This is a genomic window from Kovacikia sp. CALU 1929 (genome assembly GCF_056784235.1).
In genome coordinates this window covers 84,954-110,715 of record NZ_JBXBCF010000065.1, presented here as the reverse complement: position 1 = coordinate 110,715, position 25,762 = coordinate 84,954, and the positions used below count along the sequence as shown (strand labels likewise).

Annotated in this window: 25 protein-coding genes; 1 reads left to right on the top strand and 24 read right to left on the bottom strand. The window is 50.3% G+C overall.

Translation table 11 applies throughout. From position 1 onward, the window contains the following. Positions 1–37: 37 nt before the first annotated feature. The 21 genes from AC1S52_RS12160 to AC1S52_RS12060 form a co-directional block, all read right to left on the bottom strand. Positions 38–319, bottom strand: a complete 282-nt coding sequence (locus tag AC1S52_RS12160; protein WP_482029273.1) for a type II toxin-antitoxin system RelE/ParE family toxin — start codon at positions 317–319, stop codon at positions 38–40. Continuing rightward, positions 319–564 carry a hypothetical protein gene (locus tag AC1S52_RS12155; protein ID WP_482029272.1) on the bottom strand — a complete coding sequence of 82 codons (246 nt, stop codon included), beginning with the start codon at positions 562–564 and terminating at the stop codon, positions 319–321. The genes AC1S52_RS12160 and AC1S52_RS12155 overlap by 1 nt, the downstream gene beginning before the upstream one ends. Before the next feature lie 199 nt (positions 565–763). After that, positions 764–1,177: an ATP synthase F1 subunit epsilon gene (gene atpC / locus AC1S52_RS12150; protein ID WP_482029271.1), complete on the bottom strand. Its 414-nt coding sequence runs from the start codon at positions 1,175–1,177 to the stop codon at positions 764–766. Positions 1,178–1,281: 104 nt separating this feature from the next. After that, positions 1,282–2,736: a F0F1 ATP synthase subunit beta gene (gene atpD, locus AC1S52_RS12145; RefSeq protein ID WP_482029270.1), complete on the bottom strand. Its 1,455-nt coding sequence runs from the start codon at positions 2,734–2,736 to the stop codon at positions 1,282–1,284. Between the two features lie 214 nt (positions 2,737–2,950). Further along, a complete protein-coding gene (locus tag AC1S52_RS12140; RefSeq protein ID WP_482029269.1) occupies positions 2,951–3,754 on the bottom strand; it encodes a hypothetical protein in 804 nt (267 codons plus the stop codon). A gap of 92 nt (positions 3,755–3,846) precedes the next feature. Continuing rightward, on the bottom strand, positions 3,847–4,176 hold the full coding sequence (locus tag AC1S52_RS12135; RefSeq protein ID WP_482029268.1) for an MgPME-cyclase complex family protein: 330 nt from the start codon (positions 4,174–4,176) through the stop codon (positions 3,847–3,849). Positions 4,177–4,287: 111 nt separating this feature from the next. Next, a complete protein-coding gene (locus tag AC1S52_RS12130) occupies positions 4,288–4,512 on the bottom strand; it encodes a hypothetical protein (protein WP_482029267.1) in 225 nt (74 codons plus the stop codon). Positions 4,513–4,609: 97 nt separating this feature from the next. Continuing rightward, positions 4,610–4,891, bottom strand: coding sequence for a phycobilisome linker polypeptide (locus AC1S52_RS12125; RefSeq protein WP_482029266.1), 282 nt, complete (start codon positions 4,889–4,891; stop codon positions 4,610–4,612). A gap of 199 nt (positions 4,892–5,090) precedes the next feature. After that, complete coding sequence (locus AC1S52_RS12120; RefSeq protein WP_482029265.1) at positions 5,091–5,960, bottom strand: phycobilisome rod-core linker polypeptide; 870 nt, start codon at positions 5,958–5,960, stop codon at positions 5,091–5,093. Positions 5,961–6,549: 589 nt separating this feature from the next. Next, positions 6,550–7,038 carry a phycocyanin subunit alpha gene (cpcA, locus tag AC1S52_RS12115; RefSeq protein WP_482029264.1) on the bottom strand — a complete coding sequence of 163 codons (489 nt, stop codon included), beginning with the start codon at positions 7,036–7,038 and terminating at the stop codon, positions 6,550–6,552. Positions 7,039–7,164: 126 nt separating this feature from the next. Continuing rightward, complete coding sequence (locus tag AC1S52_RS12110) at positions 7,165–7,683, bottom strand: phycocyanin subunit beta (RefSeq protein ID WP_482029263.1); 519 nt, start codon at positions 7,681–7,683, stop codon at positions 7,165–7,167. Between the two features lie 632 nt (positions 7,684–8,315). Next, positions 8,316–9,056 carry a phycocyanobilin:ferredoxin oxidoreductase gene (locus AC1S52_RS12105; RefSeq protein ID WP_482029262.1) on the bottom strand — a complete coding sequence of 247 codons (741 nt, stop codon included), beginning with the start codon at positions 9,054–9,056 and terminating at the stop codon, positions 8,316–8,318. Positions 9,057–9,357: 301 nt separating this feature from the next. Next, positions 9,358–11,232 carry a response regulator gene (locus AC1S52_RS12100; RefSeq protein ID WP_482029261.1) on the bottom strand — a complete coding sequence of 625 codons (1,875 nt, stop codon included), beginning with the start codon at positions 11,230–11,232 and terminating at the stop codon, positions 9,358–9,360. Positions 11,233–11,239: 7 nt separating this feature from the next. Continuing rightward, positions 11,240–11,614, bottom strand: coding sequence for a response regulator (locus tag AC1S52_RS12095; protein ID WP_482029260.1), 375 nt, complete (start codon positions 11,612–11,614; stop codon positions 11,240–11,242). A 12-nt stretch (positions 11,615–11,626) separates the two neighbouring features. Next, on the bottom strand, positions 11,627–13,204 hold the full coding sequence (locus AC1S52_RS12090; RefSeq protein ID WP_482029259.1) for a PAS domain-containing protein: 1,578 nt from the start codon (positions 13,202–13,204) through the stop codon (positions 11,627–11,629). A 220-nt stretch (positions 13,205–13,424) separates the two neighbouring features. After that, positions 13,425–15,056, bottom strand: coding sequence for an ATP-dependent DNA ligase (locus AC1S52_RS12085; protein WP_482029258.1), 1,632 nt, complete (start codon positions 15,054–15,056; stop codon positions 13,425–13,427). A 97-nt stretch (positions 15,057–15,153) separates the two neighbouring features. Further along, positions 15,154–16,053 carry an alpha/beta fold hydrolase gene (locus tag AC1S52_RS12080; protein WP_482029257.1) on the bottom strand — a complete coding sequence of 300 codons (900 nt, stop codon included), beginning with the start codon at positions 16,051–16,053 and terminating at the stop codon, positions 15,154–15,156. A 256-nt stretch (positions 16,054–16,309) separates the two neighbouring features. Next, positions 16,310–16,813 (bottom strand): 2-oxo-4-hydroxy-4-carboxy-5-ureidoimidazoline decarboxylase, encoded by a 504-nt coding sequence (gene uraD / locus AC1S52_RS12075; protein WP_482029256.1) that lies wholly within the window; start codon positions 16,811–16,813, stop codon positions 16,310–16,312. Between the two features lie 6 nt (positions 16,814–16,819). Beyond that, on the bottom strand, positions 16,820–17,452 hold the full coding sequence (locus AC1S52_RS12070) for an exopolysaccharide biosynthesis protein (protein WP_482029255.1): 633 nt from the start codon (positions 17,450–17,452) through the stop codon (positions 16,820–16,822). Positions 17,453–17,778: 326 nt separating this feature from the next. After that, positions 17,779–19,152, bottom strand: coding sequence for an 8-oxoguanine deaminase (locus AC1S52_RS12065; RefSeq protein ID WP_482029254.1), 1,374 nt, complete (start codon positions 19,150–19,152; stop codon positions 17,779–17,781). An 89-nt stretch (positions 19,153–19,241) separates the two neighbouring features. Next, positions 19,242–20,207 (bottom strand): isopenicillin N synthase family dioxygenase, encoded by a 966-nt coding sequence (locus AC1S52_RS12060; RefSeq protein ID WP_482029253.1) that lies wholly within the window; start codon positions 20,205–20,207, stop codon positions 19,242–19,244. Between the two features lie 289 nt (positions 20,208–20,496). On the opposite strand from AC1S52_RS12060, the gene AC1S52_RS12055 reads away from it, so the two are divergent. Further along, positions 20,497–20,883, top strand: a complete 387-nt coding sequence (locus AC1S52_RS12055; RefSeq protein WP_482029252.1) for a YybH family protein — start codon at positions 20,497–20,499, stop codon at positions 20,881–20,883. A gap of 9 nt (positions 20,884–20,892) precedes the next feature. On the opposite strand, the gene AC1S52_RS12050 is transcribed toward AC1S52_RS12055, so the two are convergent. The 3 genes from AC1S52_RS12050 to AC1S52_RS12040 form a co-directional block, all read right to left on the bottom strand. Further along, entirely contained in the window at positions 20,893–23,559 is a 2,667-nt protein-coding gene (locus tag AC1S52_RS12050; protein WP_482029251.1) for a chloride channel protein, read from the bottom strand. Between the two features lie 128 nt (positions 23,560–23,687). Next, on the bottom strand, positions 23,688–24,392 hold the full coding sequence (locus AC1S52_RS12045) for an undecaprenyl-phosphate galactose phosphotransferase family protein (RefSeq protein ID WP_482029250.1): 705 nt from the start codon (positions 24,390–24,392) through the stop codon (positions 23,688–23,690). A 128-nt stretch (positions 24,393–24,520) separates the two neighbouring features. Then, on the bottom strand, positions 24,521–25,714 hold the full coding sequence (locus AC1S52_RS12040) for a glycosyltransferase (RefSeq protein WP_482029249.1): 1,194 nt from the start codon (positions 25,712–25,714) through the stop codon (positions 24,521–24,523). Positions 25,715–25,762: the final 48 nt, after the last annotated feature.

Genomic DNA, 25,762 nt, shown 5'->3' with positions numbered 1-25,762 from the left:
AAAGGGGCGATCTCTCTCAGAAATCGATCCCTATGACTTAGTAAACTTCATCATGAGAGCCAAGAGCCAAAAGCAAAATTTCTTCTGCACCAGACTCAGAATTAGTGACAAACTCAAAAACAATCCGATTGTTGTAATCGATAGAACATGACCACCGTCCTTGCAAATCACCTTTAAGTTTGTGTGTTTTTAGAGTCGGATGAAAGGGATTTTCAAGTAATTGCTCAAGAGCAGCTTCAATTTGAGGTCGGAGTTGTGGGTTTTGTCGGATCAACCGCTTAAAGGTTCGGCTAAAGGCAGGAGTCCAGACTAAATCCATTAATCATCTAGCTCCGCCATAAGATCTGTAACAGTTCCACGGTGAACATTACCCTCGGCGTAATCTCGTTCAGACTCTAAAACAGTTTGTAGCAACTCTGCTCTTCGCCGCTGGTGTAGTCGCTTTTGAATGATTTTTACCAGAACTTCCTGAGCTTCTATGGGTAAAGTTTCTACCAGTTCGATCGCCTGTTGCAATTCGGAGGTTTGCTCAGAAACATTCACACTCTGGATGGAGTCATTCATGGTCTGATGAGTTGATATTTAGCCTTGCTCTGTCTATCTTAGTGGTTTTTGCGATTCCTGAGTTTACCAGTCTGAGCGTTTCCCTCTTCTCTAAAGGCACGATAGCCCTTTCCGACATAAAAAAGCGATCGCCCCCTTAATATGAGGCAATCGCCATAAAATCATTCGTCAATGTTACTGAAGATCCAGCTTGCAGAATCTACGAAGCCATGCCACCGGCTGCCTGAAAACGGGCACGGGCACGCTTATACGCCTGAGTTGCCTGGATTCGCTTCTGGCGATCGTCGGTAGACTGCGCCTGGTTGAACCTTGCCTCTGCCTCTGCAAAAGCAGCACGGGCTTCTTCTTTATTGATAGTTTCGCCCCGTTCAGCCGCGTTAACCAGAATCGTTACTTCGTTATTTTCAATTTCTGCAAACCCACCCATCAGCGCAATGGGGAGCCAATTTTTGTCAGAGCGAACCCGCATTACGCCGGTATCAAGAGCCGTTAACAGAGGAGCATGACCCGACAAAATGCCCAATTGCCCGGTGGTGCTGGGAAGAATCACCTCTTCCGCTTCTGAATCCCACACAGTCTTGTCGGGAGCAATAACGCGAACAGTTAAAGCCATAGTTTTTGAATGGAGCGTTGGAAAATGAATTGTCTACATGGGGAGTCAGGAATTGGGAGTAGACTTTTGAAAACCCCATTTCCCATTCCCTATTCCCCATTCCCTTATTTAGCTTCTGCCTTCAGCTTCTCGCCTTTTGCGATCGCCTCATCAATGTCGCCCACCATGTAGAAGGCTTGCTCTGGCATATCATCCAGTTCGCCGGAAAGAATGCGCTGAAAGCCTTCAATGGTTTTGTCCAGAGCCACATACTTACCAGGCGACCCAGTAAACACCTCTGCCACAAAGAACGGTTGGGACAGAAAACGTTCAATCTTGCGGGCGCGGGCAACGGTCAAACGGTCATCCTCAGACAGTTCATCCAGTCCCAAGATAGCAATAATGTCTTGCAGTTCTTTATAGCGCTGAAGAGTGGACTGTACCGAACGGGCAGTACCGTAATGATCGTCACCCACAATGCTGGGCTGAAGCATGGTAGAGGTAGAACCGAGGGGATCAACCGCCGGATAAATGCCCTTTGAAGCCAGACCACGGGATAGTACTGTAGTTCCATCCAGGTGGGCAAAGGTAGTGGCAGGGGCGGGGTCGGTCAGGTCATCCGCAGGCACGTAGACAGCCTGAATCGAAGTGATGGAACCTTCCAGGGTAGAGGTGATCCGCTCTTGCAGGTCGCCCACGTCTGTACCCAGAGTGGGCTGGTATCCTACCGCAGAAGGCATCCGTCCCAGTAGCGCAGACACCTCAGAACCCGCTTGCACAAACCGGAAGATGTTGTCGATAAAGAGCAGCACATCCTGCTTGTTTACATCCCGGAAATATTCTGCCATTGTCAGCGCAGACAGACCCACACGCATCCGGGCACCGGGGGGTTCGTTCATCTGTCCGTAGACCAGCGCAATCTTAGAGTTGCCAGGGTTGTCCTTATCAATTACCCCAGACTCAATCATTTCATTGTAGAGGTCGTTTCCTTCACGGGTACGCTCACCCACTCCGCCGAATACAGACACTCCACCATGCTGGGTCGCAATGTTGTTAATCAATTCCATCATAATGACGGTCTTGCCAACTCCTGCCCCACCAAACAGACCAATCTTGCCACCACGCCGGTAGGGGGTGAGCAGATCGACCACTTTGATGCCCGTCTCAAACACGGAGGGCTTGGTTTCCAGTTCGGTCAGCTTGGGTGCTTCCCGGTGAATAGGCATGGTTTTGGACATGTCTACTGGACCCTTGTTGTCCACAGGTTCACCCAGGACATTAAAGATCCGACCGAGAGTTGCAGTGCCCACGGGGACGCTGATGGGAGCACCTGTGCCGGAAACTTCCATGCCCCGCACCATGCCATCGGTAGAACTCATGGCGACTGCTCGCACCTGGCGATCGCCTAACAACTGCTGCACTTCACAGGTGACTTCAACCTGTTGCCCTGCTGGGTTAATCCCTTCAATCCTCAATGCGTCGTAAATTTCTGGCATCTTACCGCTGGGAAACTTAATATCCACAACGGGACCAATAATTTGTGTAACAAAACCAGTACTTGTCTTCTCTGCGGTGACCATGCTCACGCCCTACTCTGTGATTCGCTATGGTGGTTTTGAGTTCAAGATCACTCTTGATAGCTTTGAGTTCAAGATCACTCTTGATAGCTTTGAGTTCAAGATAGCTCTTGAAATTCCACAGACAAGCTTATCACTGAATGGGTTACAAATGGTTAAGATCGATCCCCCAGGGTTTCATTTTCCATCTGCGCCGCTGTCTACAACAAGGACTGGATCAATTTTGCGCCGTTGGCTGCTTCACATTGACTGCCTGACGTAGCAGCGTGACTCGTCGGCTATCAACCACCATTGCCCATAAACCGCGATCGGTAAGCTTTTGTAAAATGGCATTTGCAGAAGCCTGGTCAGTTGTATGGATTGCCAGTAAATAGGGGCGCTGCCCATAGGACACCAATCCAACATCCTGGCTGAGGATCTGGTGGACCTGAAGTGATAATTCTGGGCGGTTAAAGTAATTCACTAAAACCGCATAACCTGCTCCTAAGGACCTGGGGGTGAAGCTGGGAGAAAACTGAGAAGCCGCAGTGGACTGAGTGGGCGTTTTAGAGAGGGCAACATCAGACGGTGCATCGGTGCCCGCTGGTTGAACTGGGATTGCTGAAACGGGCATGGCATGATCAGGTCCCCCTTCTGATGGACGGGCGACAAAAGCAGATAACCCAATCGATTCATTTAAGTAACGCGCCCAGGCGTTGGCGGTATCGACCGTAGTGAAGCCGCTAACACGAGTCACTACATCATCCAGGTAGTTACAAACATTGGAGCGGGCACTGGTTGGCAAGGTCCGGCGTACTTGATCCTGGCTCTCCACGGTACTACTTTTAACCAAAAGGAGGTACTCTCCGGGGCTTGGCGGTTGACAGGTTGGATAGGGCGAAATTTGGGCAGAGGCAGGATCGTTGGGATCAGAAGGGGGGAGTGGAAACTGGGATGCCACCCCTGGAGCAAAGCATAGCCCTGCGGCTGTAAATAGTGTAAGCCGCACTAAACCTTTCAACGCTTGGGTAGTTTGGTGCATGGGACCTTCCTTTCAGGGTCTGAGGACAGTAGATAGCCCTTTTTTCCTGGAGAGTTTTGAAGCACTATTCTACTGAAGATTTCCCCAACCGATCAGGATGCAGTTGTTAAGGATGCTAACGGTTGAGGAATGGTTTCAGAAGGAGCCTGAAATTCGCCGGTAATCACATATTCCAACCGTAATTTGAGCCAGGTAATGAACTGGGCATTGGTGGAAATGATTGCAGTCGCAGGTTGGGGGCACTTTGCCCTGGCTTCTTTCATTTCTGGCGCTTCTAGAAAAGCAGGCTGGTTGACCAGCCAGAAATCGGTTTCTTTTTCCTGCTCCTGATAGTAGCGGGTACGCTCTCGCAGAACTTCTTCCAGGGGTTCTTCTTCGGTCAAAAAGCGTTGGCTGGCAAGCAAATAGTGGTAGGTTTGCATTTTCTTAAACGAGTTTAGGTCGTGCTAGGGAGAGAAAATGGGTGATCTTCTGACATCCCAAATATTGAGTATAGGGTCTTGGGTTAACCCAAGTTCTCAGATTTCAAGGTTTTATTTAAAAGTCATGCTAACTGTAATTTCCCACCGGCTTTTAGATAGCTGGAATGATATCTCACCTATTGAGGGATGGCGATCGCCCTTCTCAAAGGTTGAATGCTGAAGTTGAAAGCGGTTTCGGGTAATCGACAGAAAGCGGGCACCTGTTTGAGACATACTCAACGACAGTGTACCCGCTTTTAAGCCTATCTGGAAAACGCCTGCAAATCTGCGACTCAATCCAAAGCAGGGGTTAAATAGACTTCAGGGTTTGATGAAATTCTATCCTGTTCATTTGCATCAACAGTTGGGATCGACTTTTGCTATTCACCTTCTACTAAGCATCACTGCTTTCAGCTTTAGTCGGTTTAGGAGCGGTTGAACCGTTTGCATTGAGAGGATGGATGCTGACAATCTTGCCGCCTAATTGGGTGATGCGGCGCATCTCATAGTTCATGCGGCTGTAAGGAACCTGGAAAAAAAGATTGCTGCTGTTGCGAACTGGATAGGTGTTTTTATCGGTTTGGTCATTTTGCTTTAGACCCGAAACTTCGTAGACGAAGACACGGTTGTTAGAGGCTGAACCCGATGCTGCTGTTAAGGCAGATTGTCCTTTCATGGCTAAAAAATCTCCTGTAGTAGTCTGAATCGTAAATTCTGAAATGGACAGAGACAAGCACTAGTGGTCTGTCAAGAATTAGTTTGTGAGTTGAAAACCCCAAAATAATAACCCCTTTCCTATCCCAGACTCACCAACACAAAGTTGACAAACCACTAGTAGACTGCGGCGTAAGTCTTATCACGCCGCTCTAACTCGGTTACTGGGCAATAGACACGCTTGCTACTTTCCCTCCCAGTTTGTTGATTTGCTGGAGGGTGGTGGATAGCTGTTCATAGGGAACAATGAATTCCCGGTTGCTGCGGCGAACTCTGGGATATCTCGGTAGGCTAACACCGGACACCTCAATGCGATACAAGCGAGCAGAAGTTCCAGGGGTTGCCCGACCAAATACACGGGTGGGGGTAGTTCCCTTGGCTGATGGCAGGTAGCCGTAGCCTTCACTGCCGCCGGAAGGGGCAATTACAGGCGATGCACTATTCTTCGCAAGGGAGGTCGCAAGGCGAGATTTTGAGCCAGCCAGTTGGGAGCGATCGCTATTCGCATAACCCCGGTAGAGCGCGAACATCCGAGGGAACCCAACCGTCTTCTGCCCCATTTGAGTTGAGAAGCCTCGATAGTAGGGCACAATGGCATCGCCAAAATTTGCCTCATACTCGGCAGAGTCAATGTAAGAATCGATATCTGCTTCAAAGCCTGCATTCTGATAGCGATCTAGATGCTCGATCACTTCAGACTCGTCGTAGGGCGCGCGACCCAACAGGTGCTTAAAGTTCAATTCAATGACCCGCGTTTGGAAATTGGGGTAAAAGAATTTGGTCTTATACAGTTCTGATTTGGCAACCGCCCGCACAAATTCGCGCACAGAAAGTTGACCACTGCACAACAGTGACTCAAGACTGGTGAGGCGCTCCGATGCCATCAAATGGTCATTACCCAACACCTGGCGATAGACCGCCTGAATGACCTGTTTGGCATCATCAGATGTCCAGTTAGGACGCAGTTCCATTGGGCAGGCATCGCTAAAGGCATCGGTTCCCAAACGTGAAGCTTCCGTTGTTATTGCCACAAATAACTCTCCTTCAAAACAAATTTATTACCTATAAAAGGTAGGGTGCATTACGCGACATAAACGCACCAATAGCGCAGCTTTTAGCGCCCTGAGATTTAGCCTGATGGCTAAACAACTTCACCCGACGGAGCACCATTACCGTAATCAAACCACAGAAACGTTGACCACCCGACTACCCCGTTGATTAAGCCGTTGAAGCTTGCTGCGCCCAATCTAAGGGTGTCCGTCCGCTATCTGCCTGCGTCCCCTTACCCGAATGGAGTCACGCTCGATCATCACCTGTATTGCCAGCCAGTCTACGCCCAACGTTGAGAACTTGGTAAAATTTTCAACCCTCCTGGTAATCGGGAGCGATCGCTTCTCCAAAGCTTTACTTAAATATTCCAGCTAATCACCAATTTGCCCATAGTTTCGACAAGGTATGCGCGGATAAATGGTTCAAATTCTAGCTACCAATCCGCCATAGAACTTGCCATTTCTGAGATCATAATGCCCAATACAAAACGGTGCCCAGAACTTCAGAACTCTGCTCATACAGGAAGTACAGCATTAACAGGATTCTGCTGTTCTGGGCAAAAGGAAACCCTTAGCTCAGGGCATTGATAGCGTAGTCGAGGTAGGAGTTTGCTTCCACAGCAGGGTCACCACTCAGACCGTGGTTAGCCTTGACGTAACGCAACGCTTCAACGTACCAGCTGGGGGACAGTTCAAAGGTGCTGTTGATTTCAGCCAGACCAGAAATCAGGTAGTCATCGATAGGACCGGTACCGCCTGCAACCAGACAGTAGGTGACCATACGGATGTAGTAGCCGATGTCACGTGCACACTTTGCTTTACCAGCGGGGGTAGAAGCGTAGTTGTTGCCCTGCATCTGGGTGGTGTAGGGGAACTTTTGGTAAACAGCGTTAGCGGCTCCGTCAGCCAGGGATTGAGCCTTAGAACTCAGGGTCTTAGCAGCATCCAGGCTAGCAGCAGCTTGACGGAAACGACCGAAAGCAACTTGCATTTCGGTAGAGCTGAGGAAACGTCCTTGAGAATCTGCGGTTGCGACGGCCTCTGTTAAAGGGGTTTTCATACTGAATGAACCTCAATGATTGTGCAAAGTTGACGAATAGGATGTGTTATCTGCCATTTGTCACTCGCCAGTTGCCATTGGTCAGGAGTTAACACTCAATCACGAATGACTATGACGAATCGGAATTTAACCGACGGCTGAAGCAGCACGATCGAAGTAGCTGCCCAGTTCAGACATCAGAGCACTGCAATCGCCACGGGTAACACCGTTGGGGTCGTTGGCGAGGCTGATAGCAGATTCCTTCATCTTGTTGACACCTGTTGCCACAGAAGCACCGGGAACACCCAGAGCCGCATAGGTTTCACGTAAGCCATTGAGGCAGCGATCATCCAGAACGCTGGCATCGCCAGTGAAGATAGCGTAGGTGACGTAGCGCAGAATGATTTCCATGTCGCGCAGGCAAGCAGCCATCCGACGGTTGGTGTAAGCATTACCACCGGGTGCGATCAACTGGGGCTGCTCTGAAAACAGTGCCCGTGCGGCATCAGCAACAATCGCAGAAGCGCTGCCGGTAATCCGGTTCACAACATCCAGGCGCTTGGTGCCTTCAGACACCATATTTTTCAGCGCATCGATCTGAGAATCGGTTACGTATTCGCCACGGGTATCTGCTTGAGAAACCACTCTAGTAAACGCGTCTAGCATTCCAAAATCTCCTAATCATTTTGGTTGAGCATAATTGGTTCAAAAGAAGAACACTGCCCTAGACATTGAACCGTAAATGTTGCTAAAGCAAACAAGCAAAACCATGAGATTAGCTCTCGTTTGATTCCGTATCAGAGGATTTCAGTCCTAATACTACTTGCCAGTTCAGCGTGAATTTACAGCCCAAGACATTAAATATCTATAACAGCGAACCAAAACTCATCAGCTTGGCAATATAAAAAAGCCATCAATAAGTTTCGAGAAATCTGAACCCTTGGGTTTAAGGCAAGGATCCAGTGCCTTTTGAACCACCATGATTAAAGCAACCTAATTGTGCAAATCTTGTGCAATAAAAAGCCTATTAGAAAAAAGTCGATTAAGAAGTGTTACAAGCCCAGGAAAAACCTTTGGCAGATTGCGTTTCCAGGTTTTTATCAATTTCCTGGCTTTGTAACCTCTCTTTACTTTGAGTTACTTTTCTTAACAAAAGACGCGAATCTTTAATTTTGTTAATGTCTTGTTGCTAATTAAACGAGAGATTGCTGAGAGATGTTTACAAAATAAGGTTGAGAGGGGGAGGGCACCTGCCTCTTTGCGGCTGAGATCATGGCGAAGTCTGACACCTAACTTCTCTAAGCCACATAATCAAACAACATCGTTGTCATGTACTGCTCAGTCCACTCAGAGCCAAAGGATTTTTCTAGAACACGGCGGGTTTTGTCATTCTGTTGTTGTTTCATGCAGTAGTACCGCTGTCCTGCCAGTACTTTATCGACTTCCAGGTGAGAAACGAGGGGGGGTTCTGCCCTGGCAATCTGGCAATGAAGTGTTACGTACTCCCTAACCCGTTGAAGAAAGGCTTCTTCCTCTTCACTGCCGACCGGACGCACGAACAGGCAGAATTCTGAAAAGATGTCGCCCCATGGGGGTAAATCACGGGGTTGGGAAAAGTTCACCGCTGGTAATGCCAAAAGGGAATGACGATAATTCTCTGGCAAGGCGCGATCGCGGTTAACGGGGGAAAGATCGACGATGGCGGCACTAATCGTGCCCCGTCCACCCACAAGGTCTGCCCCAAAAATGGGTAGGGCATACTCTGGATTGGGGAACATGACGCAGTGAAGAATATCTAGGGAATTGCCAACTTGAGCCAATTCCAGGTGTAGTTTCCGAAATTGAGGAGTTTGGTAGCAATGGTTTTCAATCACCAGGCGATCGCCTTCCAGGCTACCCTCAACGTAACCCAAGCCCTCTGGTACAGCATAGGGAGATAGTTCAAGGTTCTGTTTCCAGGTTTCCTCTATGCAGTCTGCCAGTTTATGAATCAGAGGTTGTTGTTGTTCGCGTAGGGATGTCTCAGGGGATTTAGGCATAGTAGGAGGGTAGGTGGTAAGTGGTAGGGGGCAACCGAACGATCAGACCCAACCTTTCTCCCCAGGGAGAAGGGAGGTAGAAAGCCTGTTCCCTCGCCCTTTGACAGACCACTAGTACAGCAAAACGAAAATTTTGTAAGGGGTGAAGGGGTGGAACCCCTTCTTGGGGGCGAAGCCCCCAAACCCCCATGTTGCAAAATTTAGTGTTTGCAACACTAGTTGGGCGAGAGTCAGGTGGAATTTTGAGGCAGAGAATCGTTATCTTACATTGGTGTATGCCCCATGCAAAGCGTGTGCAGGGTTAGCTTGCCCATACTTTCGTGCGCTGGAGGCGATTTAGAATTCGCTTAGCCAGGTCGAAGCCCATGACAGGCTTACACAGGTAATCATCGGCACCTACTGCAAATGCCTGATTCTGGGTTTTAGGATCGGTCAGAATGCTGAGAAATAATACAGGTAGCCGCTGCCAGTGGGGGTCGCTACGCAAGACCTGGCAAAGTTCAAACCCATTGATTTGGGGCATGTTGACATCCAGCACCAGGGCATCTGGCATGACTGTTTGCAGAACCACCCAGAATTGTTCAGGGTCAGCCAGGGTCGTAATCTTAAATCCCCAGGGTTTTAGCAGGGCAGGTAGGGTCTGAAGCCAGTCCTGGTCGTCATCCACCACCATGATCTTAGGTTCTACCTCTGGGCTATTGAACGATCGCACCACCCAGTCCATGATTTGCTCTGGTGTAACAGACTCTTCCAGCAAAAACTTGCCTCCCCGCCGTGCGACTTCCAGGCGTTCGGTAAACTCGCCCCGCTGTCCCAGTACCAGAATCGGTAGGGTGGGGTAATGGGAGGAGACTGTCTGCAACAACTCCAGGGAGGGGATAGAAGACCAGCGTAGCAAAATTGCGTCAGGAGATTCTTCCATTAGTCGTTGTTCTGCTTCGAGAATGGTTGAGGCGATCTCGATGCGAATTCCCCGGTTTGCTGCTACCGCTGTCAAGGCTTGGATCAAACCAGGGTCTGCATCAACCAACAATAATAGTGCTGAATGCTCAGAAATAAGGTGGAATGAATGGATTGAAGTCGTTTTGCGAATCTCTCGCTGCAAGTCTTGTATCAGCGTTTCAATCAGGGGAGCATATTTGGGTTGTAGGGGAGTGGCGCTGTTCAGCAAATGCTCCAGATGTCGTGCCATTTGCATTTCCTTTGCCAACCCAAAGATACCCAACGTTCCTGCCAGCTTATGGGCTGTTTGCTGTGCCTGTTCCTGGCGCTGACGGCTGAGGGATAGCGCCTTTAAATCCTTAACGACTTTTGCCAGGGTGGCTAACTGCTCCAGGCTAGTTTTTTGTGTGGTTGACCAGGTTTCGTTGAGAAATGCCAGGTATTCATCTTGCTGGTCACCAGACAGGGAGGCACCCGATGGATCAAGCTTGCTGCTGGGGCGATCGCCTGAGAGAGTGCTGTAGGGAAACGCCATCTTAGACTGGGGCACAGCCTCCTGCATGGGTGCTTTGAGATAGTACCCCCGCCCATGCAGAGTGGTAATGAAATCATGGGGGGCACCTGCTGCCTGGAGCTTTTGACGTAACCGCCGGACGTGCGATCTCACGGTGGCTTCCGCTGGAAAATCTTCTGAAGACCAGAGACGGTCTAAAATCTCTTCGGCACTAAAGACATGGTGGCTGTCTCTTAGTAACAGTTCTATCAGTTCATATTCCTTAGTCGTCACGTTCAGGAGTTGACCGTTATAAGTCACCTCGCAGGTGCTTGGGTTGAGCAGCAAATCGCCCCACACCAGTAAGGGAAAAGGATTGTTGCTCCCCCGACGCAGGAGGGCCCGAATCCGGGCGATTAGCTCCGCCATATCGAAGGGTTTTACCACATAGTCATCGGCTCCGGCATCCAGTCCCTTTACCTTAGCGGTGCTGGTGTCCTCAGCGGTCAAGAACAAAATGGGGGTGGTATATCCCTCTGCCCGTAAGCGCTGGCATAAACTGATCCCATCCAGTTTGGGCAACATGATATCCAGCAAAATCAGGTCATACTCAAACGTTGAACTGTAAGTCCAACCGTTTTCTCCATCTTTGACTACATCCACCACAAAATTGTAGTCAGTCAGTTTCTTGGTTAAGGCTGCAATGATGGCTTCATCATCCTCGATCAGTAAGATTTTCATAACCGCGTCACCAATGCAAAATCTTGGAAATTTGCTCCGGCAAGTCCAGCGAGTTAAAGGGCTTAGTAATCACACCGCTGACTCCCAGATCGTTGAACTGGCGTTTTTCGGTTGCCTGTGCCTTTGCCGTTAAGAAGATGACCGGAATCTCCTCGGTTTCAGGGTGAGATTGAAGTGCCCTGAAGGTGTCGATTCCATCCATGTCAGGCATCACTACGTCCAGCAAAATCACGTCGGGCTTTTCGACCTGGGCGGTTTGAATCCCGTTGGAACCCGAACTGGCAGTGAGCACTTTCCAACCGGCTGCCATGCGGATGCCAAACTGAACCACGGTTTGAATCGTTTCTTCGTCATCGATGATTAAAAGGCATCTGGTAGTCATAGGATCGATGGCTCATGTACTCAAAGCTGGTAAGGTAAAACAAAATGTACTTCCTTTCCCCAGCTTACTTTCTGCCCAAACTTTGCCGTTATGTTGCTCGATAATTTTGCGGCAAATCGTTAACCCTAAACCCGTCCCTCCCTTTCGGCGTGAGTCAGAGGAATCTACCTGTTGAAACCGCTCAAAAATGCTTTCCAGTTTGTCCGTCGGAATGCCCTGTCCCTGGTCACGCACCTGGAACAGCGCTGTTGAAGCAAGGGGTTTTACAGTCAGGCAAATGCTGCCCCCAGCAGGTGAAAACTTGATGGCATTGCTAATCAGATTGGTTAATACTTGCAGGATGGAGTCAGAATCTGCCCAGATCTGGATATTGGTCAGTCTGGTTACAAGGGTAACTTCATGTTGTTGTGCCATCCACTGCATCGATTCTGTTGCCTGGATGACCAGGTTGGCGGCGTTGCAGGCTTGTTTCTCCATCGTGACATCGCCAGATTCAATCCGTTGCAGATCGAGTACGTGATTGACCAGCCGAACCAAACGTTCTGTATTATCGTCTGCGATTTCCAGCATTTGCTTGCCATCCCTGGAGAGGGTGCCCAGTCGTCCCGTCGCGAGGATTTTCAAAGCACTGTGGAGGGATGTCAGGGGAGTGCGGAGTTCGTGGCTGACAACGGAGATAAATTCATCTTTCATCCGTTCAATTGCTTTGCGATCGCTAATATCGCTGGTCAGGGCAAAAAAACCTTGGACTGCCTTTTGCTCATCAAAGTGAGGAATATAGGTGACATCAACCGCACGTCGGGTACCGTTTTTGACGATAATTTCATTTTCGTAGGTGACAACCCGCCCCGCTAAAGCTGCCTCTACATGGGTTTGTATCCGTTGATAGCAGTCTTCTCCCCAGACGGTTTGGAGATGGCATCCATTAATCTCAATAGGAGACTGCCCTAACCAGTCCTGATAAGCCTGGTTATTAAATCGATACTGCTGTTGATTATCCACGTAGGCAATCAGTACTGGCAGCGCATTGGTGATCAAGCGCAATTGTGCTTCACTTTGGCGCAGAGCTTCTTCTACCTGAACCCGGTCATTGATTTCCTGTTGCAGGGTGCGATTCACTTCTAACTCAACTCGCTGCCGTTCCTGTTTCAGTTCGTCCTGGATACGGTCTCTGCGTTCGGTAATGTCTCGCAGAATCAGGAGGTGCCTGCCAGGAGCTACGTTAGGGGTCAGGGTGTACTCTACATTTCGTTGAAGCCCATCCGCACGGGACAGCAAAAGTTCCTGGGGCAGTGGATTTCCCGCTCGATCTTCCTGCCACTTTTGATGGTGGAGTGGAGTGGCTATGAAATCAGTCAGGTTTTTTTTGAGCAAAGTCTCTTGAGTTAGCCCAAAAAACCTACGAGCAGCAGCATTGGCTTCTATAAAGCCTCCCTGATCATCCACCAGGGCGATCGCATCAGCCGCCTGTTCAAAAATAGGAGAAAGAAACTGATTTTTCCCGGATGGCTGATCAGCGACAGTTGAAGTTAATTTCCCGTTGCAATTTTTAAGTGACGATTGCTGAGAGGATGGTTGTCTAAGCGACATAGCCTGCTGCAAAAGGGTTCTTCTACCATAGTTTGATGGAATGAAGCAAAAGGACAAGCCGAACAAAGCAAATTTACAAAAGTTTACCAGGACGGGAAGAGAGGGTCAGGGGGGCGGAGGGAAGGTTGTTGGTTGTTAGTTGCTAGTTGTTGGCAGAGCCGCCAGACCTCGGAGGTTTTCAAAACCTCCGAGGTCTAAACCCGACGAATTGAATGTCTTCTCACCCCTCACCCCTCCCCCCTCCCCCCTCCCCTTCCATCAGCATCAAAGCATTCTGAAGTGTGTCAGCTTCAATCGCGGGTTTATCTCTGCGCCAGCGGAGAATTCTAGGGAACCGGACTGAAATTCCGGACTTGTGGCGATTGGATTGGGCGATCCCTTCAAAACCAATTTCAAAAACGTGGTAGGGTTCAACGGAACGCACAGGACCAAATTTTTCGACGGTATGTTTGCGAATCCACTTATCCAGTTCGTTAATTTCGTCATTGTCTAAGCCGGAATAGGCTTTGGCAAAGGGGACAAGCTGTTCCCCATCCCACAGGGCAAACGTGTAGTCGGTAAACAGGTTGGCGCGTTTGCCGCTGCCTGCTTGAGCGTAGATGAGTACGGCATCCAGGGTCATGGGATCGACTTTGTACTTCCACCAGTAGCCCCGTTTGCGACCGACCAGGTAGGGACTGTCACTTGCCTTAATCACCAGTCCCTCTGCTCCTTGCTGGCGGGACTGCGCTCTTAGCGATCGCAAGTCCTCAAACGACTCAAACGGCAGACTGGTCGAGGCAGTGACGTAGGTAGAATCGAGTTGATTGACAATCTGGAGCAGGTGGGTGCGGCGATCGCGCAGAGGTTGCTCACGAATATCCTGCCCATTGTGCTCTAGCAGGTCATAGGCAATAAAGTGAACCGGGTTTTCCTCCCTGATTTTCTGGGGCACCCGTTTTCGCCCTAATCGCTTTTGAAGATGGTTAAAGCTCAAAGGTCGGTTGTCCTGCCAGCACAAAATTTCACCATCAAACACCAGACCATCGGGTATGGTCAAAAAATACTCTGCCAGTTCGGGAAATTGCTCTGTCACCCGATCTTCGCCGCGAGACCAGATGAAGATTTCCCCAGCGCGGCGAATAACTTGGGCACGAATGCCGTCCCATTTCCACTCTGCCTGCCACTGGGAAAAGGTTTCTAACTGAAATTTTTCTTCTTCAATGGGAGAGGCAAGGAAGAAGGGATAGGGTTGACTCGGCGATTGCGGCTCTCCCAGCTCTAATTGAGTCAAAGCAGTATAGAACTGTTCTGTCGGGGTAAAGTCGCCCATCAAGCGATGCGCCAGCACGGGTTCAGGCACGCCACACGCCGCAGATAGCCCCTTGATCACCAGTTTTTCGGACACCCCCACCCGAAATGCCCCAGTCAATACTTTGTTCAGCACAAACACTTCCATCTGTTCCAGAGAAGCCCACCAGGACAGAACCCGGTCTTTTAGAGCCTCCTCTGACTTGACCTCCTTTACCTGGGGAATAACATCCTCCATCCATTCCCTCAGGGAATAGGGGGGAGCCTGCTCAGCTTTGAGTGGGGTCGCCTGTAACAACAGGGCAATAACTTCGGCTGAATCACCTACGTGAGCGTAGCAGTCAGCAAACAGCCATTCGGGAATGTCATAAATTTGCAGAAAAATATCCCGCAGCACTTTGGAGGTGATCAACCGTCTGCGAGTCTTTCCTAATAGCAAATACAGTGCCCAGACGGAATTGGCAGGTTCTTCTTCCTGAAAATATTGCTGGAGCGCTCTGATTTTCTCATTGGTGGAGGTTGTGGCATCAACCTGCTGGAAAAGTTGGGTAAACCGTTTCATAGTGGCTAGGGTGATCCACTTTTACTTTAAAGCAGGCAACTGACGAGCGATACGGTGGTAGGTTGGGTCCCGATACCCGATACCCCGGATCCTGTCTCTACTGACTCAGTTGTGCCAGAAATCTTCGGATTAGCCCAATAGTGACGGCTGGCAGTTCAAGTTGAGGGGTTAAGCCGACCTCTTCCAGGATTTGCAGGGCGCGAATTGCTTCAGGGTTCATAGTCGCAAGTCGCTGACCAATTTCGGGACTGGTGAATTGCGATCGCTCACCCCAAATCATCGCGGTTGGGATTGTTAGCTGGTTGATATAAAACGATAAATCAAAACATAAATCTCCGCGGACAAAGGAAAGCGCGGCGTACTCAGCATTGGGCTGTTGGGCAGACTCCAGATATGCCTCGACAATTTCGGCGTAGACTCGCTCTGGATGGGCAAACTGACGCTGTTCTAGAAAGCTCCGAATCCCAGCGGGGTTAGCAATTCCAACACTGTAAAGCAACCGATCCAGAATCGGTGTGCTGATGAGTTGGGCAAAGAAACTACGGCTATCTGCGCCAAAGTCTGATAGTCCGGCAGGGGCGGTTAGAATCAGGGATTTGAACAAGTCTGGACGGGCGATCGCAGCGCGAATCACAATGGCTGCCGTCAGGGAAGAGGCGATGACAGGAACGGGTTCACCACAGGTCTTCTCCAGAAACTCTGTGATGGTTGTAATGTAATCGGTCACCTGGTAGCTGCGGGCAGGATGCTCGGAGCGTCCCCAGCCAATCAGATCGGGTGCCAGAATTCGATATTCGGAAGCAAAGGCTGGGTAAACCTTTGACCACTCATAGGCAGAGGAGCCACCACCAAAGCCATGTAGAAATACCAGGGTTGGCAACGAGTTTGAGGCATCATCGATCTCAGCCAACCAAAATCCTGCCTCAGCCGTGTAATAAACCATGTTCCCAAGCTGGGTGATGACGGAACGCTGGCAAAAACCGGGCGGAATCAGCATGGAAACCCTCAATATTAAAGTGATCGCTACAAACAAGCGGCTCAGGACACAATAGCCAACCGTATGGTAACAAGAGGCTTAAGCTGCTTGTCCTGACCCTACCTAACCACCCAATCAGGTGGCACAAGAATCACCTGGTAAGATAGCGCACACGGGGGAGTTAGAGCGTCCTTCTCGCTGGGTATCTTATGAAGATATACATTCCTCAAGTACGAATGTTTCAACCCGGCAGGGGGGCTGCCGGGTTCTTTTTTGGTTATGGCTGTTGAATCAAATTGAGCAGGCGGAACCATGCAATCTGGGTAATTTCTGTGATTGCCCGTTCCCTTTCAACCTCAACCGTATGTTTTGACCGTTGCTTAAACGCTTCCAGGATACTGGCTTTCGTATGGTTTTTAACGGCAATGATGAAAGGAAAGCCAAACCGCTCCTGATACGCCTGGTTAAGAGAATGAAAATGGCTATACTCTTCCGGTGTCAGGCTGTCTAATCCTGCTCCAGCCTGTTCCTGAACAGAAGCATCTGCCATTTTGGCTTTGCTACCCAGGTCAGGGTGTGCCCGGATCAGCGCCAGTTGTTCCTCTGGAGGCATCCACTCGACGACATCCACCATTTTCTGGTGCAGGTCAGCGATGTCGTTGAATGGGCGAGCTTTCCAGGCTTTTTGGGCGATCGCTGGCGTACTTTCAAACACCGCTCCCAGAGCTTTCGCAAAAGCCTCCTGACTCATCTGGTTTAGCTCAGAAATGGTAAAAGGCATCGCAAATTAACCTTTAACACTACGTAGCCATTCCTTTAATAGATCAAGCAGACTGGAGCCACCCCAAAGCACGGCAAGCAGGATGGAAATAGACAAAATGCCGCCTATCAGGCAAAGTACCAGCCCAGCCAGACTGATGGCTCCATCGTCTTCCATCAATCCAAACCCGGTTACAAAAATGCCCATGGCTGGTAGGGTGTTCGTTCCAGGGATGGGAATCATCATTGAGATGCCCATTAAGGCGATCGCAATCCCAATCCCAACCCGACCTGGCAAGCTAACACAGATTGGCGTGAGTCTGGGACGAGCCAGCGTTTCGATCCGCCGTAGCCAGGGTAACCCTGCTTTCAAAACACCTTGAACAGTCCCCAGTTCGATTGGTTGGGTGATCAAGCGCTTTGGCAACCAGGGAACTCTGGACCCAATGATCATCTGAACCGCCAGCAGAAATATGCAAAACCCGAAGGGTGTGGAATAGCCCGGTGCAGGTATGGGCAGTGCAGAAGGGAAAGAAAGTACGACAAACAGAAAACCAAAGATGCGCTCTTCTGCCAGTAACAGGATATCTGCCAGCGTCACTTGGGGCGATCGCTCCTCTTCAAAGAAGAAGCGGTGAAACTCGGTTGAAAGTTTAGCCATGAGGAGCCTGATTGGGAGTCTTAGTGGGGAAGCGTGTCAAAGATCTTCTGAGACAGTTTGACATAATTAGGAGCATAAACGGCTCATGGGTCTTTTGCAGAAAGGTAAGGCTTCGACTTCATCAAAGCCACAAAAAAGACCCAAATTCTTTCTGGAAACCTAAAGCCATTTGGGTTTATACGGGTAGTCAATAATTGTGAGTTGTTGGCTTCGACGTGAGCGCTCAGCCGAACGGTTGTTCGATTGAACCTCTAATCACTAAAAACTAACAACTGGTCATCTACCACCTACCACCTGATTATTGACCTCTTTTCCCCCTTACCTTCCTACCTCGTTGTAGGCGTATCCAGCATTTGAAGCGCATATTTGTTTGCTTTTTCAACCAGAATGGGTAAATCAACCGTGGTCAAATGTCCCCGATCCACTACCCGTTTGCCATTGATAAAACTGTAGTCAACGGAGTCTATATGGCAAAAGATGAGGGCGGCAACCGGGTCATGCAGGGCACCGGCAAACTGAGGGCGATCGAGGTTAATGGCAATAAAATCGGCGGACATTCCCGGAGCCAAAACTCCAATGTCATCTCGCCCCAATACCCTGGCACCTCCCACCGTTGCCAACTCCAAAATATCCCGTGCGGTCATTGCTGCCGCATCACAATCTCGCACACGGGCAACCAAAAACGCCGATCGCGCTTCCTGAAGCAAATTTCCAGCATCGTTAGACGCAGATCCATCTACCCCCAGACCCACAGGGACTTGATGATTCAGCATTTTTCTGATCGGGGCAATCCCACTGGCAAGTCGCATATTGCTGCAAGGGCAGTGGGCTACCCCGGTCCCCGTTCTGCCAAACTTGGCAATGGAATCATCGCTGAGTTGAACACAGTGGGCATGCCACACATCCTCCCCTAACCAGCCTACTGATTCGGCATAGTCCCCCGGAATCAACCCAAAGGTTGCCAGACTATACTCCACATCAGATTTGTTTTCTGCCAGATGGGTATGCAACCGCACACCTGGATATGCCCGCGCCATTGCAGCGGACTCTCGCATCAAATCTTGGGACACTGAAAAGGGCGAACACGGAGCCAGCGTCATTCGCAGCATGGCATGGCGAGCGTCATCGTGATATTGCTCAATCAGCCGTTGAGAGTCGTTCAGGATATCTCTTTCCTTTTCTACCAGAGAGTCTGGGGGAAGACCTCCCAGGCTTTCGCCGACACTCATGCTACCCCGACTGGCATGGAAGCGCATCCCAATGTCCTGAAGCGCCTCAATTTCACGGTCCAGTGTGCAGTCATTGGGAAAGATGTAGAGATGGTCGCTGGCAGTCGTACAACCCGACAGAATTAACTCTGCCGCCGCCATCTGAGCGCTAATATAAACTCCCTCTGAGGTCAAATTTGCCCAGATTGGGTAAAGCGTCGTCAGCCAATTAAACAAGTCACAGTTCTGTGCCGCTGGAACTACCCGCGTCAGAGTTTGGTAGAAGTGATGATGGGTATTGACCAGTCCAGGCAGCACGATATGGTGGTTTTGCAAGTCCAGCACTTCATCTGCACTTTGAGGCAGATCAGCGGTCAGCCCCACCTGCTCAATAACATGGTCACGCACGAATACTGCACCGTTCTGGATTTCCCGCTTGGCAGCGTCCATCGTTACCAGAGTATGAATGTTTTTAACCAGCAGAGTAGCCACAGAGATTTATACCTATAAACCAAGAAACGACAACCAACCACGAATCAACTTTCCCCCCTCCCCTCTGCTCCCCAACTCCCCCTCCCTCACTAACAACTAACAACTACTCCATAGGTTCTGCGATACATCTCCATGATGTGTTCTCCGGCAGTGATGGGAAGGTATTTAGGAGGATTTGCAGGATTTTGGCAAGTGGGAATGCATTCCACCAGGGCATGGTAGTTGGCATCAAAAAAAAAGGGAAGGGAATAGCGCTCTCTCCCAGAACGATTGATCACCCGGTGGGGGGTGGATTGGTAATAGTCATTGGTCCACCGCGCCATCATGTCCCCCAGATTAATGACAAATGTGCCTGGAATGGGAGTGGCTTGCACCCAGTCCCCATCAGTTGTGCGAACTTCCAATCCACCTACGGGATCTTGCAGAAGAATGGTCAGAGCGCCCCAGTCCGTATGGGTGCCACATCCCAGTTGATCGGGTTGAGCGTTAGCTGGATGGGGGGGGTAATGGAGCAGACGCAAGATTGCCATGGGATTGTCCACCATTGCGTCGAAGTAGGATTCTTCCACTGTCAGGGAAAGCGCCAGCCCTCGCAGCAATTGCCGAGATAGATTCATCATCAGGGCAAAGTATTGCTCCATCTGGCTCTGCCAACCCGGTAAACCGGATAACCACTGGTTAGCACCATGATTGGGGGTGCCTGCTTGCACCAGAGGATCCTCTGCACCCCGTTCAACCCCAATGTAATAGCCTTCTTTCAGGTCAGGAGCGGCATTGGTATCCAGCGTTTGGTATCCAATCGGTTCATACCCGCGTGAGATAGGGGAGTGGGCGATCGCCACCTGATTTTTCATCTCTGGTGGCAGCTTAAAAAAGCGTTCGGTTTCGGCAAACACCTGGGCGATCGTCACCTCCGAAATCCCGTGATTTGTGATGTAGAAAAAACCTACCTGATGGGATGCCTGACGAATTTCAAGGGCAACTGCCTGCCGTTCCTCCAGTTTTTTAGACCGCAAGCCTCCAATATCAATCACGGGAATGCGGGTAAAGCTCATATCAAGGGAAATCTATTTCAGGTGCTAAAGAATCGATATCAAACAATCAGATGTTAAAGAATAGAACAGGCTGGTTGCCATAAAGCGTATCAATGGCTACCCACTAAACGCTCTGGGATGTCCAGAGGGATCCGCCCACAAACTAGCTTGGGTTGAACCTGGTGAAGTCTATATTCCAGCCGTTTAGATGAACGAGCTGGTTCCATTGATACCTATAACGGTTGAAGCAGGGACAAGCGTTGAGCGCATGCGATATTGTGAGAGGGAGAAAAAATATGGAGGGCAGGGCATGTCCGAACAAGCGATCCTTGCTGCCAATGCAGCCTTTTACCAGGCATTTCAGAAAAAAGATATGGAGGCAATGGCAGCGGTCTGGTCGCAAGGGACAGGAAGCTTGTGCGTTCATCCTGGGCGAAACGCGATTAAAGGATGGGATGAGATTCGCCGTTCCTGGGAAAAGATTTTTCGGAATGCCAACCATCTGGAAATCGATACGGAAATTATCTCTACGGAAGTGAATGGGAATCTTGCCTACGTCGTCTTGCTTGAAAACGTACTTCAAGTAGGCGGTGGAGGCAGACGGGTGAAGGCACTGTCGATCGCCACCAATGTTTTTGAGTGCATGGCTCAACAGTGGTACCTGGTGCATCATCACGGTAGTCCCATCATGGGCTAGGGCGTACTATCAAGCAATTGCCTTCCTGACCAGGATGACCGTGCATTGGGAGTGGCGAGCGATCGCCTCTGGGATATTGCCATGAATTGCCTGCTGAAGCATCCCTTCCCGACTGGCTCCCAGCACAATTACATCACACTGATCCTTTTGCGCCATGTCAATCACGGCATCTGAGACGGAGTTGGAACAGACCGGAATCATAGTTACAGGCGTTTGCTGTCGCTGGCGCAGAAAAGCGGCAGCTTCCTCTAAAACATGGATATCTTGCCTATTTTGCGATCGGGGGAATATCTGACACAGCCGAATCTCCGGGTTTTGGCTGAGTGAAACCAGTGCGGGTAAGAGCGTAATCGCGTATTGAGAATTTGGTCCACCGGCAACTGGAACCAACCAGCGCTGTAACCGCATCCAATGCATCAGGGCATGGACCGAAGCCTGGGATGGAGCATCCTTATCAGCAGACGGTTCCTCAACCACTGTCCAATCGTCTCCCAGCTTCACCAGGATCACATCACAGGCAGCCTGCCGAATGATGGTATCTACCACATCGCCAAAGATGCGACCGGGGGTGGAAGTATTGCCTTTCCAGCCCATCAGCACGAGATCAACATGCTCTTCCTGGATGGCTTCTAAAATTGCCTGCGACACACTATGGGTTGCCCGGATCTGAGTATGGAAGGGAATTCGCCAGGTTTTTGCCTGTCTGGCAGCGTGGGACAAAAGGCGGCGGCTGAGGGCAGTGTTCACTTCGACCTGGGCGGGAGAACTGTGGCGGGGGACGAGAAGCACCTGCAAACATTCCACTTCGTAGTTCCGTTCGCGGGCGATCGCTAACGCCAGCTTTAACAAGCCTGGTGCCGTCTGGGGATTACTGAGGGGGAGCAAAATTTTACCCTGTCCTGTGGCAGGCGATCTCGTCTGGTAGACCACATAGGATGGCTCTGCCCGTGGTTTGATCTGATCCGGTCCACCCCGCAATTTATCAGACTCTACCCGTAAAATATCGCTGCGGGTAATGATCCCCACCAGCCGACGGTGATCCACCACTGGTAACCGGGATAGCTTATAACGGGATAGCAGGTAAAGAACGTGACTTAAAGTGTCGCCTGAATGCACCGTAATCGGGTGCAGAGTCATGATTTCCTCCAGGGGAGCGATCCCTGGTAGCTTCCGTTGAACCACCTTATCTAGGTCTGACTGGGTGACAATGCCTACTAACCTGCCCTCATCCACGACTGGAAAGCCACGATGGTGCGATCTCGAAAATGCCTGTAATGCTTCATTCAGGCTCATCTGGCTGGAAAGGGTTTCTACCGACTTTTGCATCACGTCGGTTGCCTTTAGCCGTGCCCATAGCCCATCACTCACGGTTCCCAGTTCCAGGTGAATTCCCTTCAGTTCCAGCAGATGGGTGTACAGGGAACCCGGAGCCAACCACTCTGCCACCAGATACGCCGTGACGGAAGCGATCATCAACGGCAACACCATATTGAAATTGGTGGTCATCTCAAACACAATCACGATTGCCGTCACTGGCACCTTGGCAACCGCACCAAAGAACGCCCCCATCCCTGTCAACCCATAGAGCACGGGCTGTCCCTGTCCTGCCAGGAGGGTATCCTCTGCGATACCAACCAAATGTCCCAGGGCGGCTCCCAAAATCAGGCTGGGGATAAACAACCCACCGGGGGTCTCGGCACTGCAAGCCACCAGGGTTAGAACGAATTGAAACACGAATGCACCCACGGTCAGCTTCCAGTCCGCATCCCCTACGGTCAGGAACATCTGCAAGTGATTTGTGTCTCGAAAAACAGCAGGCAAGAGGGCAGCCGTCAACCCAGAAATTAACCCAGCCAAGCCAATTTTGACTGGTAGACTGAGGGGCACCTGCCGCCGACTAAACCGCAGAGTCGCAACAATACCGCGATTAAACAGGGCAGCAAAAACGCCTGCCAGAATACCCAGTAGCAGCAGAAAAGGGATCTGTTCCGGCGCAAAAACTGTTTTGTGTTCTAGAGGGTTGTATCCCAGCCTCAGGCTAGGACCACCCAGAACACGGGAAACCACTCCTCCCGTAAAGGATGCCAGGATTGCCGTCCCCAGGGTCAGGCTAGAAACATCCTGGAGCAGTTCCTCAATCACAAACATGACCCCAGCGATTGGGGCATCAAACCCAGCCGCTAAGCCAGCGGCGGCTCCAGCCGCTATCAACTGGCGTTGATGATCGGGTGAAGCGGGTACCCACCGACTAAGTTGGGCGGCAAGGGCAGCACCAATTTGCACCGTGGGGCCCTGCCGTCCCAGCACAAAGCCACTACTCAAGGTCAACAGCGTAGTGACCAGTTTTACCAGGGCAACCCGCAGGTTGAGGGCGATCGGTACATGTGCCAGAGCCGCCTTCACCTGTGGTATACCACTGCCACAAGCTTCTGGGGCAGTCCGGTCAACTAGAAACCCTGCCAGTAGACCACCGATCAAACCTACCGTTGGCAGCAAAAGCCAGGCGGGGGCAATCAATGAATCCCGCAACCGCCATGCGCCTAACCAATCGACACCCTGCTTCAGGCAAACGGCGGCGATCGCCGCCACAAACCCAATCACAACAGCTTCCAGAATCGCCAGTCGCTTGGGACTCAGAAGCTGCTGAAACGACTGGACAACGCTTACGGGCTTCATGGATGCAGCGTCTCCTGGTTACGCCCTCAACTAATCCTCGACTAATTGTAGGAAAGCAGGCGAGGTCAGGGAAACTGCCAAAGCTAACCTGGAGCTAAAAAACTGGACTGAAATACAAGCAGGATTGCTCAATAGGCACCGTTGTCTTTGGGAAAAATAATGACCCCAATCGTTCTAAAGACAATCCACAAATCCATCATGAAGCTGCGGAAGTTGACATAGTAAATGTCGATCTGAACCCGCCGGGGATAGGGAATATCATTGCGCCCAGAGACTTGCCAGAGACCCGTAATTCCGGGTCGAATGCTGAATACCCTATCTGCGTGTTTGCCATACCGTTCTAGTTCTTCATACACGACTGGGCGAGGACCGACGACGCTCATGTCGCCCTTCAGCACATTTAGAAATTGGGGAAATTCATCCAGGCTTGTAATTCGCAGAAATCGACCAATCCAGGTGATCCTGGGATCACGCCTCAGCTTGAAGTTCTTCCGAAATTCCTGACGCAGGCGGGGCGAAGTTTCCATAATTTCGTACAGAACTTCATCCGCATTCTGAACCATTGTTCTGAACTTGATACAGCCAAACGGTTTAAAGTCCTGCCCCATCCGTTCCTGGACATAGAAAACAGGTCCGGGGGAACTTAAGGCAATCACCAGCATCAAAAACAGGTACACCGGAGAAAAGATGATCAGAACTGTTAATGAAAACAGAACATCAAACAGCCGCTTAGAAAATTCTCCGTCTAGAGCAATTGAAAGCGCGGGGAGTAGCCCACGCCGAATAAACGAACGAACAGATTTGCCGGAGATGAGTTGGCTTTCGGCAGTCATCTTACTCCTTCACATCCACACCACACAGTCCTCATCATAAAGCCACTGACCACTTCTACGCAGGATTTAGTTCCAATTTGGTCAAAGATTTCATCGGCAATGGGTCAAATGGCGAGAAATTCTTATGCTTAAGTTGTGTCCTGAAACTCTTCATAGCATTGTTCTAGGAAGGAGAGATAGTGATTTTTAAAGATCTCTGGACTAAAGGAAAGGGCGTGCGATCGCAACACCTCTGGATTCAGTACTTTTTGATACTGTTCAAACAGGTTAATGGCTTCAATTAGTGCCGGTTCTGTTTGTTGATTGAACAAGATTCCGGTTCCGTTCTCACCCGCCTGACGAACGTCACGGATGGTTTCTAGGGTTCCCCCAGCCCCGTAAGCAATCACGGGTGTGCCGCAGGCTTGTGCCTCTACTGGAGCAATTCCAAAATCTTCAAAGGCAGCATAAACAAATGCCTTTGCCTGTCCCATATATTGCTCCACAACCGCATCTGATTGCCATCCCAAAATCTGAACATTGGGGCGAGCAAGCTGGCGAATTTGGTTCAACTCTGGACCACTTCCAATCACAACTAACGGCAGACCTAATTGATTGAATGCCTGCACAATCAGCGAGATCTTTTTGTAGCTAACTAAACGAGATACCGTCAAATAAAAGTCTTGTTTTTGGGGTTGAAATGTAAAGCGATCGATGTCTACGGGGGGGTAAATTACCTCGGCTGAACGGCGATAACAGCGCCAGATTCGCCGCGCCGTGCTTTTGGAATTGGCAATGAAATAATCGACTCGATTGGCAGTTAGTACATCCCACTGACGCAAACGATGCAGCAGGTAGCGGGTGAGCCAGCCCGGTAGCCCCTTGCCCATGCGGCTATTTGCCAGGTAATCAAAGGTGAGGTCCCAGGCATAGCGCATGGGAGCGTGACAATAGCAAATGTGAAGCTGCTGTGCTCCAGTGAGCACCCCTTTTGCCACGAGATGAGACGACGAAAGAATGATATCGTATCCCCGCAGGTCAATCTGCTCGATCGCCAGGGGTAAAAATGGTAAGTACTTCTGTACCCCTTTTCGCGCCCAGGGGAAATGTTGCAAAAATGTGGTACCAATGTTGCGTTTGAAGAGGTAACTTTCTGGATTCGTTGACTCAAAGTCAATTAAGGCATAGAGATCGGCATCCAGCCATTGCAAAATTTCTTCCACCACGAGTTCCGAGCCACCCGTTGCCAGGGGAGTCAGCCACTCATGCACCAGCGCAATGTTCAAATCCGCCAGGAGTGAATCTTGAGTCGAAGCGACCTGCCATTGTCCATTCCCGCTCACATCCCACACCAATAGTTTTTAGTTCACTAACCGACAGCAGTATATAGC

Coding starts and splice junctions, on each gene's coding strand:
- AC1S52_RS12160 (WP_482029273.1), bottom strand. CDS start 319: ATGGATTTAGTCTGGACTCCTGCCTTTAGCCGAACCTTTAAGCGGTTG.
- AC1S52_RS12155 (WP_482029272.1), bottom strand. CDS start 564: ATGAATGACTCCATCCAGAGTGTGAATGTTTCTGAGCAAACCTCCGAA.
- atpC (WP_482029271.1), bottom strand. CDS start 1,177: ATGGCTTTAACTGTTCGCGTTATTGCTCCCGACAAGACTGTGTGGGAT.
- atpD (WP_482029270.1), bottom strand. CDS start 2,736: ATGGTCACCGCAGAGAAGACAAGTACTGGTTTTGTTACACAAATTATT.
- AC1S52_RS12140 (WP_482029269.1), bottom strand. CDS start 3,754: ATGCACCAAACTACCCAAGCGTTGAAAGGTTTAGTGCGGCTTACACTA.
- AC1S52_RS12135 (WP_482029268.1), bottom strand. CDS start 4,176: ATGCAAACCTACCACTATTTGCTTGCCAGCCAACGCTTTTTGACCGAA.
- AC1S52_RS12125 (WP_482029266.1), bottom strand. CDS start 4,891: ATGAAAGGACAATCTGCCTTAACAGCAGCATCGGGTTCAGCCTCTAAC.
- cpcA (WP_482029264.1), bottom strand. CDS start 7,038: ATGAAAACCCCTTTAACAGAGGCCGTCGCAACCGCAGATTCTCAAGGA.
- AC1S52_RS12110 (WP_482029263.1), bottom strand. CDS start 7,683: ATGCTAGACGCGTTTACTAGAGTGGTTTCTCAAGCAGATACCCGTGGC.
- AC1S52_RS12105 (WP_482029262.1), bottom strand. CDS start 9,056: ATGCCTAAATCCCCTGAGACATCCCTACGCGAACAACAACAACCTCTG.
- AC1S52_RS12100 (WP_482029261.1), bottom strand. CDS start 11,232: ATGAAAATCTTACTGATCGAGGATGATGAAGCCATCATTGCAGCCTTA.
- AC1S52_RS12095 (WP_482029260.1), bottom strand. CDS start 11,614: ATGACTACCAGATGCCTTTTAATCATCGATGACGAAGAAACGATTCAA.
- AC1S52_RS12090 (WP_482029259.1), bottom strand. CDS start 13,204: ATGTCGCTTAGACAACCATCCTCTCAGCAATCGTCACTTAAAAATTGC.
- AC1S52_RS12085 (WP_482029258.1), bottom strand. CDS start 15,056: ATGAAACGGTTTACCCAACTTTTCCAGCAGGTTGATGCCACAACCTCC.
- AC1S52_RS12080 (WP_482029257.1), bottom strand. CDS start 16,053: ATGCTGATTCCGCCCGGTTTTTGCCAGCGTTCCGTCATCACCCAGCTT.
- uraD (WP_482029256.1), bottom strand. CDS start 16,813: ATGCCTTTTACCATTTCTGAGCTAAACCAGATGAGTCAGGAGGCTTTT.
- AC1S52_RS12070 (WP_482029255.1), bottom strand. CDS start 17,452: ATGGCTAAACTTTCAACCGAGTTTCACCGCTTCTTCTTTGAAGAGGAG.
- AC1S52_RS12060 (WP_482029253.1), bottom strand. CDS start 20,207: ATGAGCTTTACCCGCATTCCCGTGATTGATATTGGAGGCTTGCGGTCT.
- AC1S52_RS12055 (WP_482029252.1), top strand. CDS start 20,497: ATGTCCGAACAAGCGATCCTTGCTGCCAATGCAGCCTTTTACCAGGCA.
- AC1S52_RS12050 (WP_482029251.1), bottom strand. CDS start 23,559: ATGAAGCCCGTAAGCGTTGTCCAGTCGTTTCAGCAGCTTCTGAGTCCC.
- AC1S52_RS12045 (WP_482029250.1), bottom strand. CDS start 24,392: ATGACTGCCGAAAGCCAACTCATCTCCGGCAAATCTGTTCGTTCGTTT.